Source organism: Microbulbifer taiwanensis (genome assembly GCF_014904815.1).
Taxonomy (GTDB): Bacteria; Pseudomonadota; Gammaproteobacteria; order Pseudomonadales; family Cellvibrionaceae; genus Microbulbifer; species Microbulbifer taiwanensis.
In genome coordinates, this window is sequence record NZ_JACZFR010000025.1 from 37,751 (window position 1) to 63,214 (window position 25,464).

Annotated in this window: 19 protein-coding genes and 1 other RNA gene; 18 read left to right on the forward strand and 2 right to left on the reverse strand. The window is 62.3% G+C overall.

Annotated elements, in window-relative coordinates:
- Positions 1-44: 44 nt before the first annotated feature.
- From mltB to IG627_RS08385, 9 genes are all read left to right on the forward strand, one after another.
- On the forward strand, positions 45-1,055 hold the full coding sequence (mltB, locus tag IG627_RS08345; protein WP_193191898.1) for a lytic murein transglycosylase B: 1,011 nt from the start codon (positions 45-47) through the stop codon (positions 1,053-1,055).
- 139 nt (positions 1,056-1,194) lie between these two features.
- The gene (locus IG627_RS08350) at positions 1,195-2,052 is read left to right on the forward strand and encodes a septal ring lytic transglycosylase RlpA family protein (protein WP_193191899.1); all 858 of its coding nucleotides are present in this window, start codon (positions 1,195-1,197) and stop codon (positions 2,050-2,052) included.
- Between the two features lie 55 nt (positions 2,053-2,107).
- Positions 2,108-3,253 carry a D-alanyl-D-alanine carboxypeptidase family protein gene (locus IG627_RS08355; RefSeq protein WP_193191900.1) on the forward strand — a complete coding sequence of 382 codons (1,146 nt, stop codon included), beginning with the start codon at positions 2,108-2,110 and terminating at the stop codon, positions 3,251-3,253.
- Positions 3,254-3,588: 335 nt separating this feature from the next.
- Entirely contained in the window at positions 3,589-3,864 is a 276-nt protein-coding gene (locus IG627_RS08360; RefSeq protein ID WP_193191901.1) for an HP0495 family protein, read from the forward strand.
- Positions 3,864-4,580 carry a lipoyl(octanoyl) transferase LipB gene (gene lipB / locus IG627_RS08365; protein WP_193191902.1) on the forward strand — a complete coding sequence of 239 codons (717 nt, stop codon included), beginning with the start codon at positions 3,864-3,866 and terminating at the stop codon, positions 4,578-4,580. The genes IG627_RS08360 and lipB overlap by 1 nt, the downstream gene beginning before the upstream one ends.
- Positions 4,573-5,556 (forward strand): lipoyl synthase, encoded by a 984-nt coding sequence (lipA, locus tag IG627_RS08370; protein WP_193191903.1) that lies wholly within the window; start codon positions 4,573-4,575, stop codon positions 5,554-5,556. The genes lipB and lipA overlap by 8 nt, the downstream gene beginning before the upstream one ends.
- Before the next feature lie 132 nt (positions 5,557-5,688).
- Entirely contained in the window at positions 5,689-7,374 is a 1,686-nt protein-coding gene (locus IG627_RS08375; protein ID WP_226864856.1) for a hypothetical protein, read from the forward strand.
- A gap of 231 nt (positions 7,375-7,605) precedes the next feature.
- The gene (locus IG627_RS08380) at positions 7,606-8,916 is read left to right on the forward strand and encodes a DUF3137 domain-containing protein (RefSeq protein ID WP_193191905.1); all 1,311 of its coding nucleotides are present in this window, start codon (positions 7,606-7,608) and stop codon (positions 8,914-8,916) included.
- Positions 8,909-9,475 (forward strand): LemA family protein, encoded by a 567-nt coding sequence (locus IG627_RS08385; protein ID WP_193191906.1) that lies wholly within the window; start codon positions 8,909-8,911, stop codon positions 9,473-9,475. Before IG627_RS08380 ends, IG627_RS08385 begins: the two co-directional genes overlap by 8 nt.
- A 74-nt stretch (positions 9,476-9,549) precedes the next feature.
- Here IG627_RS08385 and IG627_RS08390 read toward each other — a convergent pair whose 3' ends face one another.
- Positions 9,550-12,357 (reverse strand): leucine-rich repeat domain-containing protein, encoded by a 2,808-nt coding sequence (locus IG627_RS08390; protein ID WP_193191907.1) that lies wholly within the window; start codon positions 12,355-12,357, stop codon positions 9,550-9,552.
- Positions 12,358-12,473: 116 nt separating this feature from the next.
- Here IG627_RS08390 and IG627_RS08395 point away from each other — a divergent pair, with 116 nt between their 5' ends.
- The 3 genes from IG627_RS08395 to IG627_RS08405 all read left to right on the forward strand — a co-directional run bounded on the left by IG627_RS08395 (position 12,474) and on the right by IG627_RS08405 (position 17,244).
- Complete coding sequence (locus IG627_RS08395; RefSeq protein WP_226864857.1) at positions 12,474-13,667, forward strand: vWA domain-containing protein; 1,194 nt, start codon at positions 12,474-12,476, stop codon at positions 13,665-13,667.
- A gap of 12 nt (positions 13,668-13,679) precedes the next feature.
- Positions 13,680-14,786 (forward strand): AAA family ATPase, encoded by a 1,107-nt coding sequence (locus IG627_RS08400; RefSeq protein WP_193191908.1) that lies wholly within the window; start codon positions 13,680-13,682, stop codon positions 14,784-14,786.
- A 292-nt stretch (positions 14,787-15,078) separates the two neighbouring features.
- On the forward strand, positions 15,079-17,244 hold the full coding sequence (locus IG627_RS08405; protein ID WP_193191909.1) for a prolyl oligopeptidase family serine peptidase: 2,166 nt from the start codon (positions 15,079-15,081) through the stop codon (positions 17,242-17,244).
- A 3-nt stretch (positions 17,245-17,247) separates the two neighbouring features.
- On the opposite strand, the gene IG627_RS08410 is transcribed toward IG627_RS08405, so the two are convergent.
- The gene (locus IG627_RS08410; protein ID WP_193191910.1) at positions 17,248-18,117 is read right to left on the reverse strand and encodes a LysR family transcriptional regulator; all 870 of its coding nucleotides are present in this window, start codon (positions 18,115-18,117) and stop codon (positions 17,248-17,250) included.
- A 93-nt stretch (positions 18,118-18,210) separates the two neighbouring features.
- Between IG627_RS08410 and glyA the strand changes: the two genes are divergently transcribed.
- The 6 genes from glyA (at position 18,211) to gcvP (ending at position 25,459) form a co-directional block, all read left to right on the forward strand.
- Entirely contained in the window at positions 18,211-19,482 is a 1,272-nt protein-coding gene (gene glyA / locus IG627_RS08415; RefSeq protein WP_193191911.1) for a serine hydroxymethyltransferase, read from the forward strand.
- Between the two features lie 3 nt (positions 19,483-19,485).
- Positions 19,486-20,886, forward strand: a complete 1,401-nt coding sequence (locus IG627_RS08420; RefSeq protein ID WP_193191912.1) for an L-serine ammonia-lyase — start codon at positions 19,486-19,488, stop codon at positions 20,884-20,886.
- 60 nt (positions 20,887-20,946) lie between these two features.
- A non-coding RNA gene (locus IG627_RS08425) (sX9 sRNA) lies at positions 20,947-21,023 on the forward strand.
- Positions 21,024-21,043: 20 nt separating this feature from the next.
- Positions 21,044-22,156, forward strand: a complete 1,113-nt coding sequence (gene gcvT, locus IG627_RS08430; RefSeq protein WP_193191913.1) for a glycine cleavage system aminomethyltransferase GcvT — start codon at positions 21,044-21,046, stop codon at positions 22,154-22,156.
- 48 nt (positions 22,157-22,204) lie between these two features.
- Positions 22,205-22,573, forward strand: coding sequence for a glycine cleavage system protein GcvH (gcvH, locus tag IG627_RS08435; RefSeq protein WP_193191914.1), 369 nt, complete (start codon positions 22,205-22,207; stop codon positions 22,571-22,573).
- 18 nt (positions 22,574-22,591) lie between these two features.
- Positions 22,592-25,459 (forward strand): aminomethyl-transferring glycine dehydrogenase, encoded by a 2,868-nt coding sequence (gene gcvP, locus IG627_RS08440; RefSeq protein ID WP_193191915.1) that lies wholly within the window; start codon positions 22,592-22,594, stop codon positions 25,457-25,459.
- The last annotated feature ends 5 nt before the right edge of the window (positions 25,460-25,464 follow it).

Genomic DNA, 25,464 nt, shown 5'->3' on the forward strand with positions numbered 1-25,464 from the left:
GCGGTCGCGGCGCCGCAATAAAAACTTGGATGTAGAGAAGCACTATGAGTACAGGAGCGGTTGTTTTGAAGTGGACCACAGGATTATTGGCAGGGATGGGGCTGATGCTCGCCGCCTGCGCCCAGGAGCCAGGCCACGGCGACAATGTTCACGCAAAGGCGTTTGTCGACTATATGGTGGAAACGCACGACTTCGACCGTGAGGAACTCAATGACCTGATGCGCGAGGCCAAGCTGAAGGAGTCCATTCTCAAGGCGATCAAGCGGCCGGCAGAAAAGGCCAAGCCCTGGTACGAGTACCGCAAGATCTTCCTGACCCCGCAGAGCATCGCCGGCGGGGTCGATTTCTGGGACAAGAACGCCAAGGCACTGGCGGCGGCCGAGAAAAAATACGGCGTGCCGGCGGAGATGATCGTCGCCATTATCGGCATCGAAACCCGCTACGGCGGCAATATGGGCGGCTACCGCGTGCTGGATGCGCTGGCCACCCTGGCCTTCAACTACCCGCGCCGCTCCGCTTTTTTCACCAAGGAACTGGAAAACTACCTGCTGCTGACCCGCGACCAGGGTATGGATCCCACTGAGTTGAAGGGTTCCTATGCCGGCGCCATGGGCTTCGGCCAGTTTATGCCCTCCAGTTACCGCGCCTATGCCGTGGATTTTAACGGCGACGGCAGCGTCGATATCTGGACCAACACCGAGGACGCCATCGGCAGCGTTGCCAATTATTTCGCCGAGCACGGCTGGAAGGCCGGCGAGCCGGTCGTTGTGCTGGCCAATCCGCGCCCCAATGCCGATATGACCGTCGTCAATGACTCCCTGGATCCGAACTGGACCGTCGGGGAACTGGCGGAAAAGGGCTTCCCCACCACCGCCCAGGTATCGCCGGAAATGGCGGCCAGTGTGTTTTCGCTGCAGACAGAGCAGGGCAAGCAGTACTGGATAGGTCTCAACAACTTTTATGTGATTACCCGCTACAATCGCAGCCGCCTCTATTCGATGGCGGCTTATGACCTGGCGCAGGAGATCGTCAAGGCGCGTGGTGGCAGATCCTGAGTAGCACTGAATAAAAATCGGGTTCCGCTGCGGCGGAACCATTGTCCATATCGATAATCGAACCAATTCAACTTTATCAGACAGCTTCGTATAACAACGGCTTGGGGGCGGCAGTTTTCGCCGCGTGCCGGGGGGAATCATGTATCAGTGCAATGCGCGACTGGGAGTGGCGTTGGCCGCTCTCCTATTGGCGGCCTGCAGCGGGCAGCAGGACAAACCCGACTTCGATTCCATCAAGGACAGCGGTCCCAAGGTCCCCGTGGATATGCTGGCGGCGCCCGAGCCCACACCGGTGCGCGAGCCCATCGGCAAGGCCGGCAACAAGTCCCCCTACAAGGTCAACGGCGTCACCTACCGGGTGCGCGGCAACGTCAAGGGTTATAAGGAGCGCGGCCACGCCTCCTGGTACGGGACCAAATTCCACGGCAGGCGCACCGCGAATGGCGAGGTCTACAATATGTACGCCATGTCCGCGGCCCACAAGACACTCCCGCTGCCCAGCTACGCCAAGGTCACCAACCTGGAGAATGGCCGCAGTGTTATTGTGCGCGTCAATGATCGCGGGCCCTTTGTGCCCGGCCGCATCATCGACCTGAGCTACACCGCGGCACAGAAGCTGGGCTACCTGAACAAGGGGGTGGCGCGGGTCGAGGTGGAGGCGTTCGATCCGGATTCATTGCCGGCCGCCGGCGAAACTCTGGCAGTGGAAAAGGATGTGTCCGCGCGCGAGGCGCTGGCCCAGGATGCCAGTTTCAAGCTGCCGGATAACACCTATCTACAGGTGGGCGCCTACAGCAGCGCCAACCAGGCCAATAGCGTGCGCGCCCAGCTGGCAGCGGAACTCGACTATCCTGTATCGGTCAGTCCCGTTGAGCGCGGCGGCAAAAGATACTACCGCGTGCGCATCGGACCAATCGCCCAGCAGCGCGCCCTGGTGGCGGCGCGCGAAACGGTGGAGCAGAAGCGCCTGGGCCAGCCGCAAGTCGTCTACGAGTAAGTAAAACCTTTTGGGAAGATACCAGCGAATACGAGGAATAATGAGACACCCGACCATGATCAAACGGATTTTTGCCTGCACCATCCTGACACTCTGCGCCGCCCTGGCCCAGGCCCAATCCCTGATTCCGGCGCCGCCGCAACTGGCCGCTACCGCCTACCTGCTGATCGATGCCCATACCGGCCAGATACTGGTGGAAAAGGATGCCGACAAGCAGATCCCCCCTGCCAGCCTCACCAAGATGATGACCGCCTATATCGTTTCCGAGGAAATCGAAAAGGGCAGTATCAAAGAGAAGGACCAGGTACGTATCTCCGAGAAAGCCTGGCGCAAAGGCGGCTCCAAGATGTTCGTCAAGGTGGGAGATCGGGTACCGGTGATCGACCTGCTGCGCGGCGTGATCATCCAGTCTGGTAACGACGCCAGTATCGCCCTGGCGGAGCATGTATCCGGCAGCGAGGAAGTGTTTGCGGAGGTCATGAATCAGCAGGCAGAGCTGCTGGGTATGCAGGACACCCATTTCGTCAATGCCACCGGCTGGCCAGCAGATGGACACCTGACCACCGCGCGGGACCTGGGCACCCTGGCCCGCGCCCTGATCGCCGATCACCCGCAGCACTACGACATCTATTCGGAGAAGTATTTCAGCTACGCCGGTATCAACCAGCCCAACCGCAACCGCCTGCTGTGGCGCGATCCGGCGGTAGACGGCATAAAAACGGGTCACACCGAAGAGGCCGGTTACTGCCTGGTGGCTTCCGCGGTCAAGCGCGGCATGCGCCTGATCGCCGTTGTCGTGGGCACCGACAGCGACGAGAAGCGCGCCGGTGAGACCCAGAAACTGCTCGCCTACGGCTTCCGCTACTTCCAGACCCACAAGGTGTACGGCAAGGATGATATCCTGCAGACCGAGCGCGTCTGGGGCGGAAAGGAGCCCGAGGTGGGTATCGCTGTGGAGAGGGACGTCTTCGTCACCATCCCCCGCGGCGGTGAGGAGAGTATCAAGGCCGACCTGATCATCGATGGCGAGCTGGAAGCGCCGCTGACCAAGGGGCAGCCGGTAGGCAAGGTGGTTGTGACCCTGGATGGAGAAACAGTCGCAGACGTCAAGGCTGTCGTCGCCGAGGATGTGGAGCAGGCCGGTTTCTTCAAGCGTCTCTGGGACGCGATCAAGCGCTTTGTGATGGGATTCTTCCAGTAAATGCGGAATGATGAATGCGGAATACGCGGCCTGAAATAGTGCTACCGCAGACTCTGGCGACCGCGATCGATCTTTTGTGTGACTAAAAGGTCGATTGCGGCCACTATCGCTCCTGCAGGCAGATACTATTCCGCATTCATGAGGCGCGTCCTTGCGCTTAACCCGCTTCGCGGGCAGCGTTCGGCTGTGCAAATCTGTTCCAGGCAATTTGTCCGCATTCCGCATTCCGCATTCCGCATCCCCCTCCCTGTCCACTAAACACGCACCACTGTATAATCGCCGCCCGGCCGTGTTCCCGGTTTCACCCTGTCTACTGCGCGGCCCTGGAGAGTGGTATGAGTCAAGATCCCCAGCCCCCGAAAATCGAGTTTCCCTGCGAAGACTATATGGTCAAGGTTGTTCGTGACGCCGATGAGCAGGTGCACGAGTTTGTGCTGGATGTCATGCGCCGCCATGCGCCGGGCCTCGACGAGGAGCGTATAACCCTGCGCGACAGCAAGAGCGGCAACTTCACCTCCATGACCTTCTTTATCGTCGCCACCGGCGAGGCGCAGCTGAAGGCGCTGTTCGAAGAGCTCAAGGCGCACCCGTCGGTGCATATGGTGCTCTGATGGCCATCGTTCGCAATCTGGGCCGGCGCGACTACGAGTCTGTGTGGCGCGCCATGTCCCGCTACACAGACACCCGCGACGACAGCAGCCTGGACGAGATATGGTGCGTCGAGCACGAGCCCGTATTCACCCAGGGCCAGGCGGGCAAGGCCGAACACCTGCTGAATACCGGTGATATTCCGGTGGTGCAGGTAGACCGCGGCGGCCAGGTCACCTACCACGGCCCCGGCCAGCTGGTGGTCTACCCGCTGCTGGATCTGCGTCGGGCCAAGGTTGGCGTGCGCGATCTGGTCACCGCGCTGGAGACCGCGACCGTGGAAATGCTGAAGACCTTCGGAATCGCCGCCGCCCCGCGCGCCGACGCACCCGGCGTTTACCTGACCGACGGCCCGCGCGCCGGCAACAAGATCGCCTCCATCGGCCTGCGCGTGCGCCGTGGCTGCAGCTTCCACGGCATCGCGATCAATATCGATATGGACCTGGCGCCATTCCTGCGTATCAACCCCTGTGGTTACGCCGGTATGCAGATGGTGCAAATGGCTGAGGTATTGCAGCCGGTACCGGGCTGGCAGCCGGTGGCGGAAGTCTATGTGCGCGAACTACAGCGCGCGCTCGCCTTGCCCGAGTCAAACTGGCAACCCTTAGACGAAAATTCATTTGCGCAACTGAGCGCCCCCGAACAGGGGACAGAGGAGCAGGAAACGAGCAATGGCTGACAAACCCGACCTGGTACCGGTAAAGCGCACCCGCCGTCTGCAGGAGGGCGAAAAACTTCGCGACGGCGACAAGGTTGAGCGCATCCCGGTCAAGGTGATCGCCAGCGACCAGGTGCTGCGCAAGCCGGACTGGATCCGCGTCAAGGTGCCGGCCTCAAAAGAAGTCGATCGCATCAAGAGCATACTGCGCTCGCAGAAGCTGGCTACCGTGTGCGAGGAGGCCAGCTGCCCCAACCTGGGCGAGTGCTTCAGCGGCGGCACCGCCACCTTCATGATCATGGGTGAGATCTGTACCCGCCGCTGCCCCTTCTGCGACGTGGGCCACGGCAAGCCGCTGCCGCTGGATACGGAGGAGCCCAAGCATCTCGCCGAGGCCATCGCCGCCATGGGATTGCGTTATGTGGTGATCACCTCGGTGGACCGCGACGACCTGCGCGACGGCGGTGCCCAGCACTTCGCCGACTGTATTCGCATCTCCCGTGAACACTCGCCCAACCTGCAGGTGGAGATACTGACCCCGGATTTCCGCGGCCGTATGGACGTGGCGCTGGATATCCTGGAAAAAGAGGCCCCGGATGTGTTCAACCACAACCTGGAAACGGTGCCGCGCCTCTACCGCGAGTCCCGCCCCGGCGCCAACTACAAGTGGTCGCTGAAACTGCTGCAGGAATACAAGAAGCGCCGCCCGGATGTACTGACCAAGTCCGGCCTGATGGTGGGCCTGGGTGAGGAGAAGGAAGAGATCTTCGCGGTGATGGACGATATGCGCGCGCACGATATCGACATGCTGACCATCGGCCAGTACCTGCAACCGAGCAAGGAGCATTTGCCGGTGCAGCGCTATGTGCACCCGGACGAGTTCGAGGAATACCGTCGCTACGCCGAGCAGATCGGCTTCAAGCACGCCGCCTGCGGTCCGCTGGTGCGTTCCTCCTATCATGCCGACAAGCAGGCCCACGGCGAAAAAGTGGGCTGATTCCCTGCCGCCCCACTGCCATTCGGCGGTGGGGCAACCCCGCCTTAATCTCTGAACATCCACGCAAAAAATGGAATGCCGACCGCCCGCCGGAAGCTGGCTGGTGGCACTTGATCGAAAGGAGTATCGACAGTGGATTTCTTCCCCGGCCCCCTTGATCCCGCAGCAGGCGAAATGCTTATCGCGGTGGAATACGATCGCGGTGCTCCCTTTATACATTTACTGCGTATTCGCACCGAAGCGGAAGGCGGCGGCAGTGAGCTGCTCTGGTGTTGCGAGCTGGTGCATTGCTGCGGGTTGATCCGCCAGCTCGGCTGGTCCAATGCCGGAAGCTGTGTTTTCGGTGATGCCTTTGGCTGTTTCTATCTGCTGGATTTTCGCGGCCGCCAGTGCCGCTTGCTGAAGCACTACAAACGTGACTCTGGCGATGTCCAGGGGACCGTCCGCCGCGATGGCGGGGCGCTGATGGTGCTGTTCGAACGGCACGACGATTTTTTTTTGCAGGAGCTGTCGCTGCAGCCTGATGCGGAGGGCTTCGCCAGCCCGGCCATCGAACTCGACCTCTATGACGACGACTGTTTCGGCGGCGGTTTTGACTATCGGGATGAAAACGAACCCTGCTTTGAGCTGTCCTGCCGCCAGCGCCTCTACCCGGGCCCGGGCAACAGCCTGATACTGCACTGCGTCGATAAAGAGTACGACAGTGAAAGCGGCAGCCGGGTGCACTTCCAATACCTGCTGCGTATCGACCTTGCGGAGCGCGGGCCGCGCTATCGTGTGTATCCCCTGGCGACGCCGCCGCAGGACTGGCATCCCGAGCGGGAAGCCATCGCCATTTGCGCCGAACTCGGCCTGGCGGCACTGCCGATACTGATGCCCGCGGAAGCGACTGAGGGCGGTGTGGCCCTGGGCATAGAATGGGTGGATCTCGACAGTGGAAACCGCTCTGTGCCGGTATGGGTCCGACGCTATCCCCACTTTGGTGATGAAAAGTCGGCGACCGGAGTTTTGCAAAGCCTGAGCATCAGCCTGCTTTATCCCGATGAGCAGCTCCTGTGGCTGGGCTGGGAGGATGGCTCGCTTCGCTGCGTCGGCCTGGACGGTTCCCTGAAATCGCCGCTGCTGCAAGCGCCGGGACAATTGTTGCGCGCAGGCCCGTCTCTGCTCTTCGACTGCCGCTACAGTCTTGCCCGCAGTGCGGTGCCGGAAGCCGTGGATACGCAACTGGAACAAAGCGCTGGCCTCAAAATGCAGGTGCACGACTGGCGGCACAACTGGCAGCCGTCGCCGCAACAGCAGTGGCTACTGAATCGCCTGGGCCGCAACTGTATCCGCGTGGACGACCTGGATGACCCGTCCGAGCGGCTGGCCGCCCTGATGCAGCTGCAGCAGCTGACACTGGATTGCGCCGCCCTGCGCCGTGACAGGACCATCGCCTTGCTGTTCGAAGACGGGCGGCAGCAGTGGAATGAAGCCCGCTTCTTTGAGCAGGCGGCAAGGCAGGTCGAGGCGCACCCTGTCATGGCGCGGGTGTTGGACAATTTCAGCGAGTATGCGAATTCCGAGGGTTGCATGGGGGAAGACTACAAACCGCCCCTGGCCGATTGTGCCCTGCAACTGGGGCTGCAGGATGCGTTCTTCCTGCCGGTGATCAGGCGTTACCTCTTTGCGCTGGATAACGACCACGATGGTTTTTTTGTGGGGGAGGGCGATGGCCTCTACCAGCTGCAGTGCCGGCACGAACAGGATGCCCGCTGGCAGGAGTTTTTTGAGTCCCAGCCGTACTACGAATGTTACGAGGAGGATTGGGAGGAGTGAAAACTGCGCGAGCGCGATGTGGTGGAGGCCGGAAAAATTCGGTGTGATTGCAGTTGCGGGAAATTTCCCTCCGTCTTTTAACGTTGAAATTGAAATTTCCTCTTTAAAATCGAAGCATAGCCAGTACAATCTGACTTCCGCATTTCGCCTGGAAGTTTAAGCGGCAACTTCGGTTACAGAAATTGCCACACGGATTTCTGATCAGGCCGTCCGGTTGTAAGAGGGAGCTGTATGAATCACAACCGCCAGGTGGCAGGCAATATTGCCAGTATCAAGGCCGATGTCGAGGCCTCCACCACACAGGCCGACCTGGTAGAGGTCATCAGGGCCGTGGAAAATCACCCCGGGCCACTGGATTACAATGACCGTCCCATGCGCCTATTGCAGTGGGGTTTGATTGCCTTAAGCGCCATATGCCTGGCAATTGCGTTTATCGAGGGCTTTCTATATGGCTCCGTCGAAAGCGAAGTTTTTTATCGCGTCCAGCAACTGATTTATTTCGCCTTCAGTTTCAGCAGCTTCTGGATACCGCCATTGATCGCTTTCTTTATTGCACTCCGGCTGGAGGAGCGCGGCCTGCATCTGCCGCTGCCCGCGGCCCCGGCCCGTATCGCCGCTATCACTGTTCTGGGGGGATTGCTGGCGCTGGTGCCCATGTGGCACCACATTTACTGGATGCTGCTGAGTGGAACAGCCACGCTGGTTACCAACGGTGGCAGCCGGAGCCCGGTCGTGGGCTTCGCCATTTGCGCCCTGGTGGCGAGCAGTGCAATCTGGACCAGCCTGCGCAAGCGCCGCAACTGGAGGAAACCCGTATCCAAGCGCATATACCTGCTCGATTCGCTTTTCAACAATGACCTGAAGCCGGTTGCGACCAAGGGGCGAATAGAGACGCTGCTGGACACCTTTCGCGAATTTGACCGGGGCAATCACACCAGGGAATTGAAGGCGCTCTACCGCGGGCAGTATCGGGGTGATGAACACAGCTTCGATTACGAGCTCTACCATTTCCACTATGTGCGCCAGCGCACCGTGACCACGACGGATTCCCAGGGCAATACCAGCACGCGCACCGTATACGATCACTACTATCGCCACGGCTTGCTGTTGGACTTTCCCTTTGCCAGCGGGATAGGCCTGAGTGCGGATAGCGGGCTCAAATTCAAAGGTGAGCGCTACCGCAGTGCGTCCAACACCTTCAATCGTCTGTTTGATGTGCGCGCGGAAGATGAGATGTCGGCGGCCCGCTTTCTGAGTCCCGCAATCCTGGAATTGCTGAGCGGCCTCGGCAAGAGCCTGAAGGATGCGGTGCTGGAGATTTCCGCCGAAGGCCGACTCTGCCTGGCCTTCGATGACGACGACCTGTTGTCACAGAAGCCACAGCACGACCTGAACAATCCGGCAGCCTTTGTCGAGGAAATTGCCGGCCACACCGAGCTGGTCAAACTCAAGCAACTGCTCGACGCGCTGCACGGTATCATGCGCCTGAGCGACAACAATTTCCGGGCGCGCCCGCAAACCAAGGAAGTTACTCATGATTGAATCCCTGATTCTGTTATTGCCCCTGCTGGTGCTGCTGATTCTGGTCATCACCATCTACAACGGCATTATCGGCAAACACAATGCCGTAGACCGGGCCTGGGCTTCGGTGCTGACCCAGGAGCGGCAGAAAAACAAGATCATTCCCCATGTGGAGCAGATGGTCGAGCAGTACCGGATGCACGAGGCCTCGGTGCTCAAGGAAGTGACTGCCCTGCGCAGTGCCATCTCAGACCTGGGCAACGGCGTGGACACCGCCAAACTGGCCCAGGCGGAACAGCGCACCACGGCGCTGCTGAAAGGGCTGCAGGTGGCCGTGGAGGCCTATCCCGAACTCAAGGCGTCGGAAACCTATTCCCAGGTCATGGCGGAAATCAGCGAACAGCAGGAGCAGGTGGGTGCCGCCATCCGCATCTTCAACCGCAATGTCGAGGACTTCAACAACGCCATCCAGATGTTCCCCGGCTCCCTGGTCAACGGCCTGCTGTGCCGCAAGGCGCGAATCGACAGCTTCAGCGACAGCGAAGCCCGTGGCGGATTCGACTACAGTCCCAATCTCTGATTGCGAATTCACTCCACTCGGCGGCGCGACCCCGTGCCGCCGAGCAGGCTATTTCTCCCGTTAGTATCCCGCCATCAGATATCTTCCAGGATTTCGCACTGGGGAAAGGCCTTGCGGAACGCCTGTGGCGCGAGCAGGGGCTGGTACTCGCGGCCATAGCCGCTATCGTAATCGTCCCTGGCGGCGCGGCGCAGATCCAGCCGTTTCAGTTTCGTCAGCTTGAACAGCACATCCGGGAATTGCGCGAAGTGGTTGTAGGAGAGATCCAGTTCCTCCAGGTCCGCGAAGCGGCTGAAATTCGCGGGTAATTTCTCAAAGGCATTGAATGAGATACTGAGGCTGCGCAGCCCTGTGTAATGCTCTATGCCCTTGGGCAGGGCGGTGAGCAGGCAGGCACCCAGGTCCAGCCGGGTGATCTTGTGGCGCTCGGCCAGCGCTGCCGGCAGGTAACTTCTGGCGGCCCCCAGCTCGTTGTCGTAATTGAATTCCCGCGTCGGGTGCCAGTGCAGGTACTGCTTTTCCCGCTCGCTGGCGGCCTCCAGTACCCGGTCAAAGCCGGCGCCGCGGCGCCAGTTGAGGGTTTCTCCCTCCACCAGGGATTCGAGGATGGCCAGGCGTTGGGGTGTCTCCTCTCTCTGCATCAGCACGAACATCAGGCCCTCGCCGAAACGGTCGAAGTAGGCCCTGGCAAAATCGTTGCACAGGGTATCGCCCCATTTCCTGCGCTGGCGTTTCAGCTTGCCCACCATCACGCACTGGCCCCGCAGCTCGTCGCGTTCGTCGCGGCCGCGGCAGGTGTGGAAGAGGATGCGGTCGTTGACCGCCAGCTGGAAGGCCTCGTTGCCGATGCCGGCGAGCAGGTGCCTGACCTGTTTGCGCAGCTCGTTGTCCGCCGTGGTTTTCAGGATCAGGAACAGTGGTATGCGCATCGCCTCGGTGACACCGCCCTGTTCCAGCATATGCACCGCCACTTTGTGGGCGCTCTCATCCGGCGATGCCAGCATCGCCAGTATACTGTCGCCCATGCCGGCGCTGGCCTGCTGCTGCAGGAACCTGGGCGCCTCGGCGGTGAAGCACTGCTGCAAGCTGGTGTCGTCGATCAGGGCGAAGCGCTCAGAATCCAGCAGGTCCACGGCCCTGGGCGCGCTGCCGAGCAGTACATGGGTGACGCTGTCGTCCAGCTTCCTGCTGATCGAAAAACCGATTTCCGCCGCCCTGGTCCTGAGTTCCGTGTCCCTGAAACCGCTGCGGCCGCAGACGAACAGTACGCTGCCGGCGCCGAATGGGCGCGCCCGCTCGTTTTTCTCTGCCTCGCCGCGCAGCCAGGTCTTGTGCTGGGCCTTGAAGCGATTGAGTTTTGCCGCCATCAGCACCAGGTGGAAGTCGGCGGGCATCGGCGGCAGCTCGGTGGGCCTGCGCACATCGAGCAATATTTGCAGGTATTCCAGCACCCGCGCGGTATCCAGGTGAGAGGCGCGCAGTATCCGGTAGGCCTCCACCAGTTTGTGCTCGTCCAGCCCCAGCTCGGCGCCGGGGGCGAGCGACATCCACGCCGGATCGAAATGTTGCAGGTCGATATCCAGGCGCAGCTGTTCCAGCCCCGGGAGATGCGCTATGTCGTCCAGTGGCGGCAGCGCGCGCTGGTCGCGCCGTGGCGGCGCTATCCAGATTCTCTTCAGCCCGCTCATAGTGCGGATGTCGCCGAGCTCGGGCAGGGTACAGCCGAGCAGGGTGAGCCCCTGCAGCCGGGTGTTGCGGCGCAGGGATTCGGGCAGCGAGGCGAGCCGCGAGTCGCGCAGGGCGAAATCTTTCAGCGCCGGCAACTCGGGCAGGGTGTGGAAGTTTTCCGCCACATGGATGTTGAGATAGCGGACCTTGCGACTGTGGGCCAGCCATGCCAGCTGGTCGCCGCCCACGCCGCTGAGCCAGACGATTTCCAGTTTCGGTAGCTGCAGGGTGTCGGTTTCGCCCAGCAGTCCCGGGGCATTGTGATAGTGCAGTTCGGTCAGTGGCAGGCCTGCCGGCAGCAGCGGGCCTTCGACAGGGGTGCGTTCCATGTTCAGCTTCAGATAGCGCAGGGCGCTGAGGCCGGCAAAGAAACCTGCCGGCAGCGGGGCCGTCTCGCCTTCCAGCGACATCTCAAGGCGATGCAGCCGGGGTTGTGGGCCCAGCATGGCTGGCGGCAGTGTCGCCTTTCCCTGCAGGTTTATTTCGACGTCGGTCAGCGTGGGTGGCAGTTGCAGGTCCGCCGGAAATGGGGTTTCGCTGCGCAGGCCTATCTTCAGCCCGGACAGGGTGGCCGGCGGGCGCAGCCGCTGGATTTCGACCGGGCCGGGCAGCTGCCGGTAGTAGGTGCCGCTGCCCAGGTCCAGTTTCGCGACGGGGGCGCTGGCCAGGTCCAGGTCCAGTTGCCGCACCGACTCGCTGAAAACCAGCTGCAGCTTTTTCAGGGCGCTGGCGGCGCCGGTGTGGAAGCGGATCGCGGGGGCGTCCACCTCGATACTCAGGGATTCCAGTAGCGGCAGGTCGCCGAGCACACTGATATCCCCGCTGCGGCAGCTTTCGATTTTCAATCGCTGCAGCTTCGCCAGGTGCGCCGGGTTCAGCCCGCTGAGGTCGGCCGCAAGCGCGTTGCTGTCGCGGGTGTCTGCATCCAGCTCCGCAAGCGCGGGAAAGGCGGCGAAGAAGTCGCTGTCGATCAGCAGTTTGCCGCCCACAGGACCAATCTCTCGGATCTTGATTCGCGCCAGGTTTGGGAAGCTGGCGGCGAGCGCCTGCCAGCTGGGAATGGGCTCGTCGGTGTCCAGCTCCAGCTCGGTGATGTCGGGGTGATGCCCACCCAGGTAGTCCTCCAGATTGAAGGAAAGTCTCAGATCGCCCATTGCCATACCCCTCCTGACTCCATGTCCAACCACTCCGCCGGCGCGTTGACGGGATTGGCATTGTATGGATAATTCCTTGAAAATCATACGCTTATAGGGATAAAGCGATAGAGGGAATGGACGCAAATACCCTGTCACGCGCACTGGTCCGGCTGATGCTGCGCGAACCCTTCTACGGCCATTACCTGGCCGGCTTCCACAAGCTGTTTTCCGCAGAGGGGGGCGACGGCCCCGCCCTGTCGCTGCAGCCCCAGGGCCACAGCGATGTGCGCCTCTTGTGTCGCAATGAAGCCTGGCACGCGCTGGACGAGGCGCAGCAGTTGGGTGCCCTGAAGCACGAGGCCCTGCACCTGGTGCTGGGACACCTGCTCCTGCGCCCCGACTACGCCGACAAGGGCCGCTTCGATCGCGCCGCCGACCTGGTGGCGAACCAGTACCTGGCGCCGACGCAGCGCTGCCCGGGCGCCATCACCCTGGAGCAGGTCAACGCCTGGCGGGCGGAGCTGGGCCGGCCAGCGCTGGAAGCGCAGCGGGAGCTGGCCTACTACTACCGGTTGCTGCCGCCGTCCGGTGGAGAGGGGCGGGGTGCGGGAGAGGGGTTGGCGCGGGCGGGCCACGACAACTGGGCTGCCTTCGCCCAATTGCCGGAGGCCCGACGCTCGCTGCTCGACCAGCAGCTGCAGGGCCGCTTGGAGCAGGCGGCCCTGCGCGCCGAACTGGAAGGCAGCGGGCGCGGCCTGCTGCCGGGGGCAGTGCTCGCGGCCGTGGAGCAGCTGCTGGCCCGGCGGCGCCCGTCACTCAACTGGCGCCGGGCACTGCGCCTGTTCGCCGCGAGCAGCCGGCGCACCTCGGTCAGGAATACCCTGCGCCGCCCCTCCAAACGCTATGGCACCACGCCGGGCACCCGTATCCAGCCCCACCAGCGCCTGCTGGTGGCGGTGGACACCTCCGCCAGTATCGACGATGCACAGCTGAGTGCCTTTTTCGCGGAGATAAACCACCTGTGGCGGGCCGGCGCCGAAATAATCCTGGTCGAGTGCGATACGGCGATACAGCGCAGCTATTCCTATTGCGGCACAGCCCCGCAGGGCGTGCAGGGTCGCGGTGGCACCGACTTCACGGCGCCGGTGGAATACGCCAACCGGCACCGCTTCGACGGCATCGTCTATTTCACCGATGGCCAGGCGCCGCCGCCGGCAGTCCGCCCCAGGGTGCCCCTACTGTGGCTGTTACACGGTGATGCAGGCGACGCCGACAGATCCCGATTGACTTCCTGCGGCCGGGTGATTCCCATGGCCGCCGACCAGTGAGTGCAGTACACCATGAATCACCACCAGTACACCTATTACGGTCTCAACTGCCCGGCCCCGGAAGTGCGGCGCTTTATCGAGCACCTGCTGCCACAAGCGGGGCGGCGCAGTGTGCCGGTCTGCATCTGGGGACGCCACGGTATCGGCAAGACCCAGCTGGTGGAGCAGATAGCGCGGGAGCGGGGCACGCAGTGGCGGGCCATAGCGCCGGCCCAGTTCGAGGAGATGGGCGACCTGCTGGGGATGCCGCGGATCGAAGCGGACGCCGACGGCAATCCCGTTACCCGCTTCGCCGCGCCTCACTGGGTGCCCACCGAACCGGGCCCGGGAATCCTGCTGATCGATGACATCAACCGCGCGGACGAGCGCATACTGCGCGGCATTATGCAGCTGCTGCAAAACCACGAACTGATCAGCTGGGCACTGCCGCAGGGCTGGCAGATGGTGCTGACGGCCAATCCGGACGGCGGCGACTACTCGGTGACGCCGATGGACGACGCCATGCTGACGCGCATGATGCATATCACCATGGAGTTCGACGCCAGGGCCTGGGCCCTGTGGGCGGAGCAGAGCGGTGTCGACTCGCGCGGTATCGATTTCGTGCTCACCTACCCGGAATTGGTCAGTGGCGAGCGCACCACGCCCCGTTCCCTGGTGCAGTTTTTCCACGGCATCGCCGCGATCGAGGACCTGCGCGCGGAACTACCCCTGGTCAATATCCTGGCCCGCTCCTGCCTGGACGAGGTCACCTGCAACGCCTTTATCGCCTACGTCGAGCAGAACCTGGGCAAACTGGTCTCGCCCCAGGCCATCGTCGACGCCGAGGACTTTGCCGCTTCCATAGGCCCCCATATCGAAAAGTCCGCCGGCGGCCCCAGCCCGCGCATCGATATCCTCGCCACCCTCTGCACCCGGCTGTACCACTACCTGCGCGTCAACGAGATCAAACCCGATAGAACCCAACTGGCCAATATCCAGTCTTTCCTGAAACTGGAGCTGCTGCCCAACGACCTGCGCCTGGGATTGATGCAGGACCTGATGAATACCGGCAATCCGGCATTGAAGGCCGTGTTGGCGGATGCGGAGCTGGCGAAGATGTTTTTGGGTGGTGCTGCCTGATGGTCGGGGGCGGAGATGTATGTGGCCGGGTGCTTTCAGCATTCAATCAGTACCGGGCCGTAATCCCTCCCTGGTTTCCGTCGTATTGATGTGTCTGCGGTCAGCAAAATTTTCCGAATAAAATCCCGGGTTTTCGCATTTCACTCGGGGTATTCACTGGCGGGGGCTCGGTTGTCTGCAGGTGCTTGATATTTACCCCCGGATCCGGTGTGCTTGTCGGTGTGCCTTCAATAAGGCAGCCGGCGGTTACTGCCGGGCGCTCTGAGAAAAATTCGAGAAGGGAAAATAATTGATGAAAAAAATACCTCTTTTGGCCCTGGCCGGGATGCTGGCAGCCTGTTCCGGGGATTCCCCGGAGTCCACTGAGAATGCGAACCTGAATATGAACGCGGCTGCGCCGGCAGTCGGCCTCGAATACCCGCAAACCCGCAGGGGGCAGGTGGTGGACACCTACTTCGACACTCGTGTGGCCGACCCCTACCGCTGGCTGGAAGACGACCGCAGCGAGGAAACCGGGGCCTGGGTGCAGGCGCAGAACAAGGTTACTTTCGGGTATCTGGAGCAAATTCCCTATCGGGACAAACTCAGGGAGCGCCTCAAGGTGGTCTGGAACTACGAGAAGGTCGGCTCTCCGTTCAGGGAGGGCAACTACACCTACTTCTATCGCAACGACGGCCTGCAGGACCAGTATGTGGTGTGGCGCAAGCAGGGCGATGGCGAGCCGGAGGTATTCCTGGATCCGAATAAATTCAGTGAAGACGGCACTACCTCGCTGGCGAGCCTGGAGTTTTCCAGGGACGGCTCCATCGCCGCCTACTCGATTTCCGAAGGCGGCAGCGACTGGCGCAAGATCATCATCGTGAATGCGGAGACCGGGGAGATACTCGAAGAGCCTTTGGTGGACGTCAAGTTCTCCGGAATTTCCTGGAGGGGTAACGAGGGCTTTTACTATTCCAGTTACGACAAGCCCGAGGGCAGTGAGCTCTCTGCCAGGACAGACCAGCATAAGCTCTACTACCACAAACTGGGTCAGCCGCAGTCCGAGGACCGCCTGGTGTTTGGCGGCGAGCCGCAACAGAAGCGCCGCTATGTTTCCGGTTATGTGACCGAAGACGATCGCTACCTGGTGATTTCCGGCTCCAAATCCACTTCCGGCAACGATCTGTATATCCGCGACCTGAGCGAGCCGGACGCGCCGCTGGTCACTGTGCTCGATCACTTCGATTCCGACACCTATGTGCTGGAGAATGTCGGCAGCAAGCTGTACCTGGTCACCAACCTGGATGCACCCAACAAAAAGATTGTCACGGTGGACGCCGCGGATCCGGTGCCGGCCAACTGGCGGGACCTGATTGCGGAAACTGACAATGTACTCAGCGCCTCTACCGGCGGCGGCTATATTTTTACCCGCTACATGGTCGATGCGTTGTCCCGGGTCTACCAGTACGATCTCGACGGTGAGCGCATCCGGGAAATCGAACTGCCCGGGCCCGGTAGTGCCAGCTCTCTCGGCGGCAAGAAAGACGATGAGGTGCTCTACTACACCTTCACCAACTACAAGACGCCGGGCACCATCTTCGCCTTTGATGTCGAGGAGGGGCAGTCGGAAATCTACCGTGAATCCGGGGCTGATTTCGACAGCAGTGCCTACCAGTCCGAGCAGGTGTTCTACACCTCCAGGGATGGTACGCGCATTCCGATGATGATCACCTACAAGAAGGGCCTGGAGCTGGATGGCAAGAACCCCACCATCCTGTATGGCTATGGCGGTTTCAATATCAGCCTGACGCCGTACTTCAAAATTGCCAATGCCGTGTGGCTGGAAATGGGCGGCATCTATGCGGTGCCCAATCTGCGCGGCGGCGGTGAGTACGGCAAGCGCTGGCACAACGCCGGCACCAAGCTGCAAAAGCAGAATGTATTCGATGACTTTATCGCCGCGGCCGAGTACCTGACCGAGAAAAAGTATACTTCCCGCGATTACCTGGCCATACACGGTGGCTCCAATGGCGGCCTGCTGGTGGGGGCGGTGGCGACCCAGCGCCCGGAACTGGTGAAGGTGGCGCTGCCTGCCGTTGGGGTGATGGACATGTTGCGCTATCACACCTTTACTGCCGGTGCCGGTTGGGCCTATGACTACGGCACCGCGGAAGAGAGCGAGGAGATGTTCAAATACCTGAAGGGATATTCACCGGTGCACAATGTGCGCGCCGGCGTTGAGTACCCGGCCACCCTGGTGACCACCGCAGATCACGACGACCGCGTGGTGCCGGCGCACTCCTTCAAGTTTGCTGCAGAGCTGCAGTCCAAGCAGGCGGGGACAGCGCCGACCCTGATTCGCATTGAAACCAAGGCCGGGCACGGTGCCGGCACGCCGGTATCCAAGTCCATTGAACAGTATGCGGATATCTTCAGCTTTACGCTGTTCAACATGGGATTTGCTGAGCTGCCCAACTGACGCTCAGGCGATATTCAACCCACTCTGCAAATGCTCCGCGAGGCGAATCGCCGCCTCGCTGGGCCGCCGGCTCTTGAAGTGCAGGCCGATACAGATCTCCCCCAGTTTCGGCAGCTGGCGTGAATTGCGCAGAATGCGCAGGCTCTCCGGCACTGTACTGCGGGTCAGCGCGGTGATGCCGAGCCCGGCCTCCAGTGCCGACTGGATACCGTTCAGGTCGGGAATGGTAAACACGTTGCGCGATTCGATGCCGGCGTTTCCCAATACGGCCTCGGCCCGCTTGCGGTAGATGCAGCCCTCCGGCGCCAGTACCAGCGGCAATGGCTTCAGCAGCTGTGCCGAGTGCTTCTGGCTCCCCACCCACACAAGGTCATCGCGGATCACCACCTGTCCGTCCCCGTCCGCTTCTTCCTCCTGCAGGGCGAGAATCAGGTCGAAGTTCTCCCGTCGTCCCCGGGCCAACAGGTTGCGGCTCAGGTCGCTGGTCACCTGGAGCGCGACGTCCGGGTAGCTCTGGGAGAAGTTGCCGATAATCCGCGGCAGCAGCGTTGAGGCGAATTCGCTGGGAATGCCCAGGTGCAGTTTGCCGGTTACAGAGGCGCCGCTGAATTCGAACACCAGTTCATCGTTCAGGGCCAGTATCTTCCGCGCCTGTTCGTAGACCCGCTGGCCGCTCTCGGTCAGGTTCACCGAGCGGCCGGAGCGCAGCAGCAGCTGGCGACCCAGGCGCTCCTCCAACTGCTTCATCTGCAGGCTGATGGCCGGCTGCGAGCGCGCCAGCAGTTCCCCGGCCTGGGTAAACCCCCCGGTATCTATCACGGTGACTAGGGTGCGCAGCCACTCGGTGGGCAGGTTCCTGTGCGGCAGTTGCATAAGAAATACTAATGATTAAATTTGAACTATAAATTTAAAAAATCTTAACAGGGGCACTAGGATCGCTCAATAAATAAAATGAGCGGAGGTCCCATGGACGCCTTGCAATCCCATCTTCAGCCCCTGGATGCCGAACTCTACGCAGCCATCGACGCCGAGCGGCAGCGCCAGGAAGCTCATATCGAGCTGATCGCATCCGAGAACTACACCAGCCAGGCGGTCATGGCCGCCCAGGGCTCTGTGCTCACCAACAAGTACGCCGAGGGCTACCCGGGCAAGCGCTACTACGGCGGCTGCGAGCATGTGGATGTGGTCGAACAGCTGGCGATCGACCGCGCAAAGCAGCTGTTCGGCGCCGACTATGCCAATGTGCAGCCCCACTCCGGCTCCCAGGCCAATGCGGCCGTGTATATGGCCCTGCTGCAACCGGGGGACACCTTTCTCGGCCTGTCCCTGGATCACGGCGGCCACTTGACCCACGGCGCCAAGCCAAACTTCTCCGGCAGGATCTACAACGCGATCCAGTATGGCCTCGATACGCAGACCGGGCAGGTGGATTACGACCAGGTGGAGCAGCTGGCGCTGGAGCACAGGCCGAAGATGATCGTCGCCGGCTTCTCGGCCTATTCCCAGGTGATGGACTGGCAGCGCTTCCGCGACATCGCCGACAAGGTGGGTGCCTACCTGTTCGTGGACATGGCCCATGTGGCCGGGCTGGTCGCCGCCGGACTCTACCCTAGTCCAGTACCCTTCGCCGATGTGGTCACCACCACCACCCACAAGACACTGCGCGGACCGCGCGGCGGCCTGATACTGGCGCGCGATGCCGAGGGCCTGGGCAAGAAGTTCAACTCGCTGATATTCCCCGGTATCCAGGGCGGGCCGCTGATGCACGTGATTGCGGCCAAGGCGGTGGCCTTCAAGGAGGCGCTGTCCCCGGAATTTGCCGAGTACCAGCAGAAGGTCATCGACAATGCCAGGACCATGGCCGCGATCTTCCTGGCGCGGGGCTTCGACATAGTGTCCGGCGGTACCGAGAACCACCTGCTGCTGATCGACCTGAGCAAGCGCGGCGTCACCGGCAAGGCCGCGGACGCGGCCCTGGGTGCGGCCAATATCACCGTCAACAAGAACACGGTACCCAACGATCCCCAGTCGCCTTTCGTGACCAGCGGCGTGCGTATCGGCACGCCGGCAATCACCAGTCGCGGCATGGGCACCGCCGAGGCGGAGGCCCTGGCGGGCTGGATGTGCGACCTGCTGGAGAATCTCGAGGATCCGGAAGCACTGGAAGCGGAGCAGGTGCGGGTGCGCGCAAAGGTCGCAGAGCTCTGCGCCGCTTTTCCCGTTTACACAGGGTCCTGATCCATGTCCCTGAGTGTTTTCGATCTGTTCAAGATCGGTATAGGGCCGTCCAGTTCGCACACCGTCGGCCCCATGAAGGCCGCGGGGCAGTTCCTGCAGCTGCTGCGCGAAAAAAATGTGTTCGCGCAGACGGCGCGGGTTGGTGCCTATATGTTCGGCTCCCTCGGCGCCACCGGCGTCGGCCACGGCACCACAAAGGCGGTGATGCTGGGCCTCGAGGGCGAGCAGCCGGAGCTGGTGGATACCGCCAGTGTGGACGCGCGGGTAGAGACAATCGAGCAGAGCCGCAGCCTGAACCTGGGTGGCGAGCGGCGCATCGCATTCGATCCACAGAGCGATCTCCTGTTGCTCGGCGAGGAGGAACTGCCGCTGCACGCCAACGGTATGCGCTTCAGCGCCTTCGACGAATCCGGCAGGCTGCTGGCGGAGGAGGTCTACTACTCCGTCGGCGGCGGCTTTGTGGTGACCGAGCGCGAGGCGCAGGCGGATCGCGTGCCGGAACAGGCGCGCAGTGTGCGCTTCGACTTCGAATCCGCGGAGCAGCTGCTGGAAACCTGCGCGCGGGAACAGCTGCGTATCAGCGATGTGATGCTGGCCAACGAGGCCTCCTGGCGCAGCGAGGCCGAGACCCGTGCGGGCCTGATGCAGATCTGGCAGGTGATGCAGGACTGCGTCAGCAACGGTATTGGCAATGAGGGCATTCTGCCCGGCGGCCTGAAGGTGAAGCGCCGCGCGGCGAATCTCAACCGCCAGCTGCTGAGCCGCCCGGAGGCCTGCCTGTCGGATCCACTGTCGGCGCTGGATTGGGTGACCCTCTATGCGCTGGCGGTAAACGAGGAGAATGCGGCCGGTGGCCGCATTGTCACCGCGCCCACCAACGGCGCCGCCGGCATTATTCCCGCGGTGCTCCACTACTACATGCGTTTTTCCAAGAATCCCACCGACGAGGATGTGGTGCGCTTCCTGCTCACGGCGGCGGCGGTGGGCATTCTGTTCAAGAAAAACGCCTCCATCAGCGGCGCCGAAGTGGGCTGCCAGGGGGAGGTGGGCTCCGCCTGTTCCATGGCCGCAGCCGGTCTCGCCGAGGTGCTCGGCGGTTCGCCCCTGCAGGTGGAAAACGCGGCGGAAATCGCCATGGAACACAACCTGGGCCTGACCTGCGACCCGGTCGGCGGCCTGGTGCAGGTGCCCTGCATCGAGCGCAATGCGATGGCGTCGATCAAGGCGATCAGCGCCGCGCGCATGGCCCTGCGCGGCGACGGCGAGCACCTGGTGTCGCTGGACAAGGTGATCCGCACCATGCGCGATACGGGTCGCGATATGCAGGATAAATACAAGGAAACCGCGCGCGGCGGCCTGGCGGTCAATGTGATCGATCTGCCGGTCAGTATCGTCGAATGCTAGAAGCGGATTCACAACTACTGCGCGTGCGCCTGGCGGCGTTCGGCGGTGCTCGGCATCCTCATGTACGCGTCTGTACACTCCGGTGCCTCCGCTCCGGCGCCCGCCGCCAGGCACCCGCTCGCTACGTTGTGAAAACCGCTTCACTTGGAGAAAGAACATGAAACAGGATGCATTGAAAACCCCGCTCTACGACCTGCACCTGGAGCAGGGCGGCAAGATGGTGCCCTTCGCCGGTTACGCCATGCCGGTGCAGTACAGTGCCGGCATAGTGCGCGAGCACCAGCACACGCGCGACAAGATCGGCATCTTTGATGTCTCCCATATGGGCCAGCTGCTGGTCAGCGGCGCCGATGTGGTGGCGGAGCTGGAAAAGCTGCTGCCGATCGATGTGGCGGCGCTGGAGATCGATCAGCAGTGCTATGCCGTTTTGACCAATGAAGAGGGCGGCATCCTCGATGACCTGATTGTCACCCGCTGGGCCGAGCAGGAGTTTTTCCTGGTGGTCAATGCGGCGACGGCGGCTGGCGATATAGCGCACCTGCAGAAACACCTGCGCGGTTGCGAATTGGAAGTTTTGAGTCGGGCTCTACTGGCGGTACAGGGTCCGCAGGCGAAGGATCTGCTGGCGGAGCTGGCACCCGCCACCCAGCAGCTGACCTTTATGCGCGGTATGCGCGCGGAAATTCTGGGCTGCGACTGCTATATCACCCGCTCCGGTTACACCGGCGAGGACGGTTTCGAGGTGTCGATCGCCGCGAGTGAGGTAGAGACCTTTGCCCGCGAATTGCTGCAAGACGAGCGCGCGCAGATGATCGGCCTGGGTGCGCGGGACACGCTGCGCCTGGAGGCGGGTCTGTGTCTGTACGGCAACGACATGGACAGCAGCACCACCCCGGTGGAGGCGAGCCTGCTGTGGAGTATTTCCAAATCCCGTCGTGCCGACGGCGCAAAGAGCGGTGGCTTCCTCGGTGCGGATGTGGTTCTGGACCAGATTGCCAGTGGCACGAGCAAAAAGCGTGTCGGCTTTTCGGTCGAGGGCAGGATGCCGGTGCGCGCCGGTGCGGACATTATCGACGAGGCCGGCAATATCGTCGGCAAGGTCACCAGCGGCGGTTACGGACCGACTCTGGGCGCCGCCATCGGCATGGGCTACGTGGACCGCGGCTACGAAAAAATCGGCACCGGCCTGCAGGCGCTGGTGCGCGGCAAGGCGGTGGCGATCAGCGTGGCAAAAATGCCCTTTGTGCCGCAGCGCTATTACCGGGGCTAGTTTGGCGGCGCACCCTACGGATTATTTAACATTTGAGTGGATCCTAAGATGAGCAACATAAAATACACCGAATCCCACGAGTGGTTCTCCGCCGAGGGCGATGTCGTCACCGTCGGCATCACCGACTTCGCCCAGTCGCAACTCGGCGATGTGGTGTTTGTGGAATTGCCGGAAGTGAATGCCGAACTGAGTGCCGGCGAAGAGGTGGCGGTGATCGAATCGGTAAAGGCGGCCGGCGATATTTCCCTGCCGTTCGATGCCACAGTGCTCGAGGTGAACGGTGCACTGGAGGAGGATCCGGAACTGGTCAACCGCGATCCCATGGGGGAGGGCTGGTTTATGCGTATCAGACTCGCCGATCCGGCAGCGCTGGACAAGCTGCTGAGCGCCGATGACTACGCCGCCCAGGCGGGTTGAGGGAGGCGGAGAAAGATTATGTTGCAAGCCAAACACAGTATCCGCGACCTGGAAGATAGAGCGGAGTTTACGCGCCGCCATATTGGTCCGTCAGTGGACGATATCGCGCGCATGTTGCAGCGGCTCGGACACAGTAGCCTGAATGAGTTTATCGGTGAGGTGGTGCCCGGCGGCATCCGTATGCCCGCTCCTCTGGCGCTGGCCGAGGGTGTGCAGGAACACGAGGCGCTGGCGGAGATACGCGCGCTGGCGGCGAAGAACAAACCGTTCAAATCCTTTGTCGGCCAGGGCTATTATGGCACCCGCACGCCCAACGTGGTGCTGCGCAATATTCTCGAAAACCCGGCCTGGTACACCGCCTACACGCCCTACCAGCCGGAGATTTCCCAGGGGCGCCTGGAGGCGCTGTTCAACTTCCAGACACTGGTCAGTGAACTGACCGGACTGGACCTGGCCAATGCGTCCATGCTCGACGAGGCCACCGCGGCGGCGGAGGCCATGACGCTTTGCCAGCGCATGAGTAAGTCCAAGTCGCGCACCTTCTTTGTCGACCGCGACTGCCTGCCGCAGACGATCGCGGTTCTGCAAACCCGCGCCGAGCCGCTGGGTATCGAGATTGTCATCGGTGACCCGCTCGCCGAACTCGAAGGCCGCGAAGTTTTCGGCATACTGTTGCAGTACCCGGGCGCCAGCGGCGCGGTAAAAGACTACCGGAATGTTATTGAAGCGGTGCACGCGCAGCGCGGCTTGGTTGCGATGGCCGCGGATATTCTGAGCCTGTTATTGCTGACGCCGCCGGGCCAGCTGGGCGCGGATGTCGCCGTGGGCTCGACCCAGCGCTTCGGTGTGCCCATGGGCTTCGGCGGCCCCCATGCCGCCTATATGGCCACGCGCGAATCCTACAAGCGCTCGCTGCCTGGCCGTTTGGTGGGGCAGTCCATCGACAGCTGCGGCAATCCCGCCTACCGCCTGGCGCTGCAGACCCGCGAACAGCATATCCGCCGCGAGAAGGCTACCTCCAATATCTGCACCGCGCAGGTGCTGCTGGCGGTGATGGCATCCATGTATGCGGTCTACCACGGTCCGCAGGGGCTGCGCCTGATCGCCACGCGGGTGCATCACCTGACCAGCGTGTTGGCGCTGGGCCTGAAAGAGCTGGGTGCGCAGCTGCAGAGCGACAGCTGGTTCGATACCCTGACCGTCAAGGTCGACGACGCGGAACCGGTTCTCGAAAAAGCGGCGGAGCAGGGCATCAACCTGCGCGCCATTGACGGCAGACGAGTGGGCATTTCCCTCGACGAAACCGCGACCCAGGGAGATGTGGAAATACTGTGGCAGCTGTTCGGCGGAGCGCTGGATTTCAGTGAAGTCGAGTCCCGGGTTTCACCGGTGCTGGCGGGTGAACTGCTGCGCGATGACAGCCCGCTCAGTCAGGAGGTGTTCAACCGCTACCACTCGGAGACGGAAATGCTGCGCTACCTGCGCAGTCTGGCCGACCTCGATATCGCCCTCGACCGCTCGATGATTCCGCTGGGTTCCTGCACCATGAAGCTGAACGCCACCGCGGAGATGATCCCGGTGACCTGGCCGGAGTTTGCCAATGTGCATCCCTATGCGCCGGCGGACCAGGTCGCGGGTTACGCGGAACTGATCGAAGGCCTGGAGGCAATGCTGTGCGAGATCACCGGCTACGACGCCGTGTCCCTGCAGCCCAACGCCGGCTCCCAGGGCGAGTACGCCGGCCTGCTGGCAATCCGCGCCTATCACGCCAGCCGCGGCGAGGGTGGGCGGGATATCTGCCTGATCCCCAGCTCCGCCCACGGCACCAACCCGGCCTCGGCGCAGATGTGCGGCATGCGCGTGGTGGTGGTCAGATGCGATGAGCAGGGCAATGTGTGCCTGGACGACCTGCGCGAGAAGGCCGCCGAGCACAGCGAGCGGCTGGCGGCGATCATGGTCACCTATCCGTCCACCCACGGGGTCTTCGAGCAGGGTATCGGCGAGCTCAGCGAAATAGTGCACCGGCACGGCGGCCAGGTGTATATCGACGGGGCCAACCTCAATGCGATGGTAGGCCTGTGCCAGCCGGGCGTGTTCGGCGGCGATGTCTCGCACCTGAACCTGCACAAGACCTTCTGTATCCCCCACGGCGGTGGCGGCCCGGGTGTCGGTCCGGTGGCGGTGCGCGCGCACCTGGCGGAATTCCTGCCCGGTGCAGTCGGCGGCGCGGGTGCCGACGGGCGCCGCGGCGCACCCGTGTCCGCGGCCACTGCCGGCAGTGCCAGTATTCTGCCGATCACCTGGATGTATATCCGCATGATGGGCCGCGATGGTCTGCGCTCGGCCACCGAAGTGGCGATACTCAACGCCAACTACATAGCCGCGCGCCTGCAGGAGCACTACCCGATACTGTATCGCGGCAGCGGTGGACATGTGGCCCACGAGTGTATCGTCGACCTGCGCCCGCTGAAGGAATCCAGCGGTATTTTAGTGGACGACGTGGCCAAGCGACTGGTCGACTACGGTTTCCACGCGCCCACCATGTCCTTCCCGGTGGCGGGCACACTGATGATCGAGCCCACCGAGAGCGAGTCGCTGGCGGAGCTGGACCGGTTCTGCGATGCGATGATCCAGATTCGCGCGGAAATCGCCCGTGTCGAAAATGGAGAATGGCCGCTGGGCGACAATCCGCTGGTCAATGCGCCGCACACGGCATCGGTAATGGCCGCCGACGGTTGGGCGCATCCCTACAGCCGCACAGAGGCGGTCTTTCCGCTGGAAGAGTTGCGCGGGCGCAAATACTGGCCGCCGGTGGGGCGGGTGGACAATGTGCACGGGGACAAGCACCTGGTCTGTTCCTGCGCACCGATTTCCGCCTACGAGTAGCACTG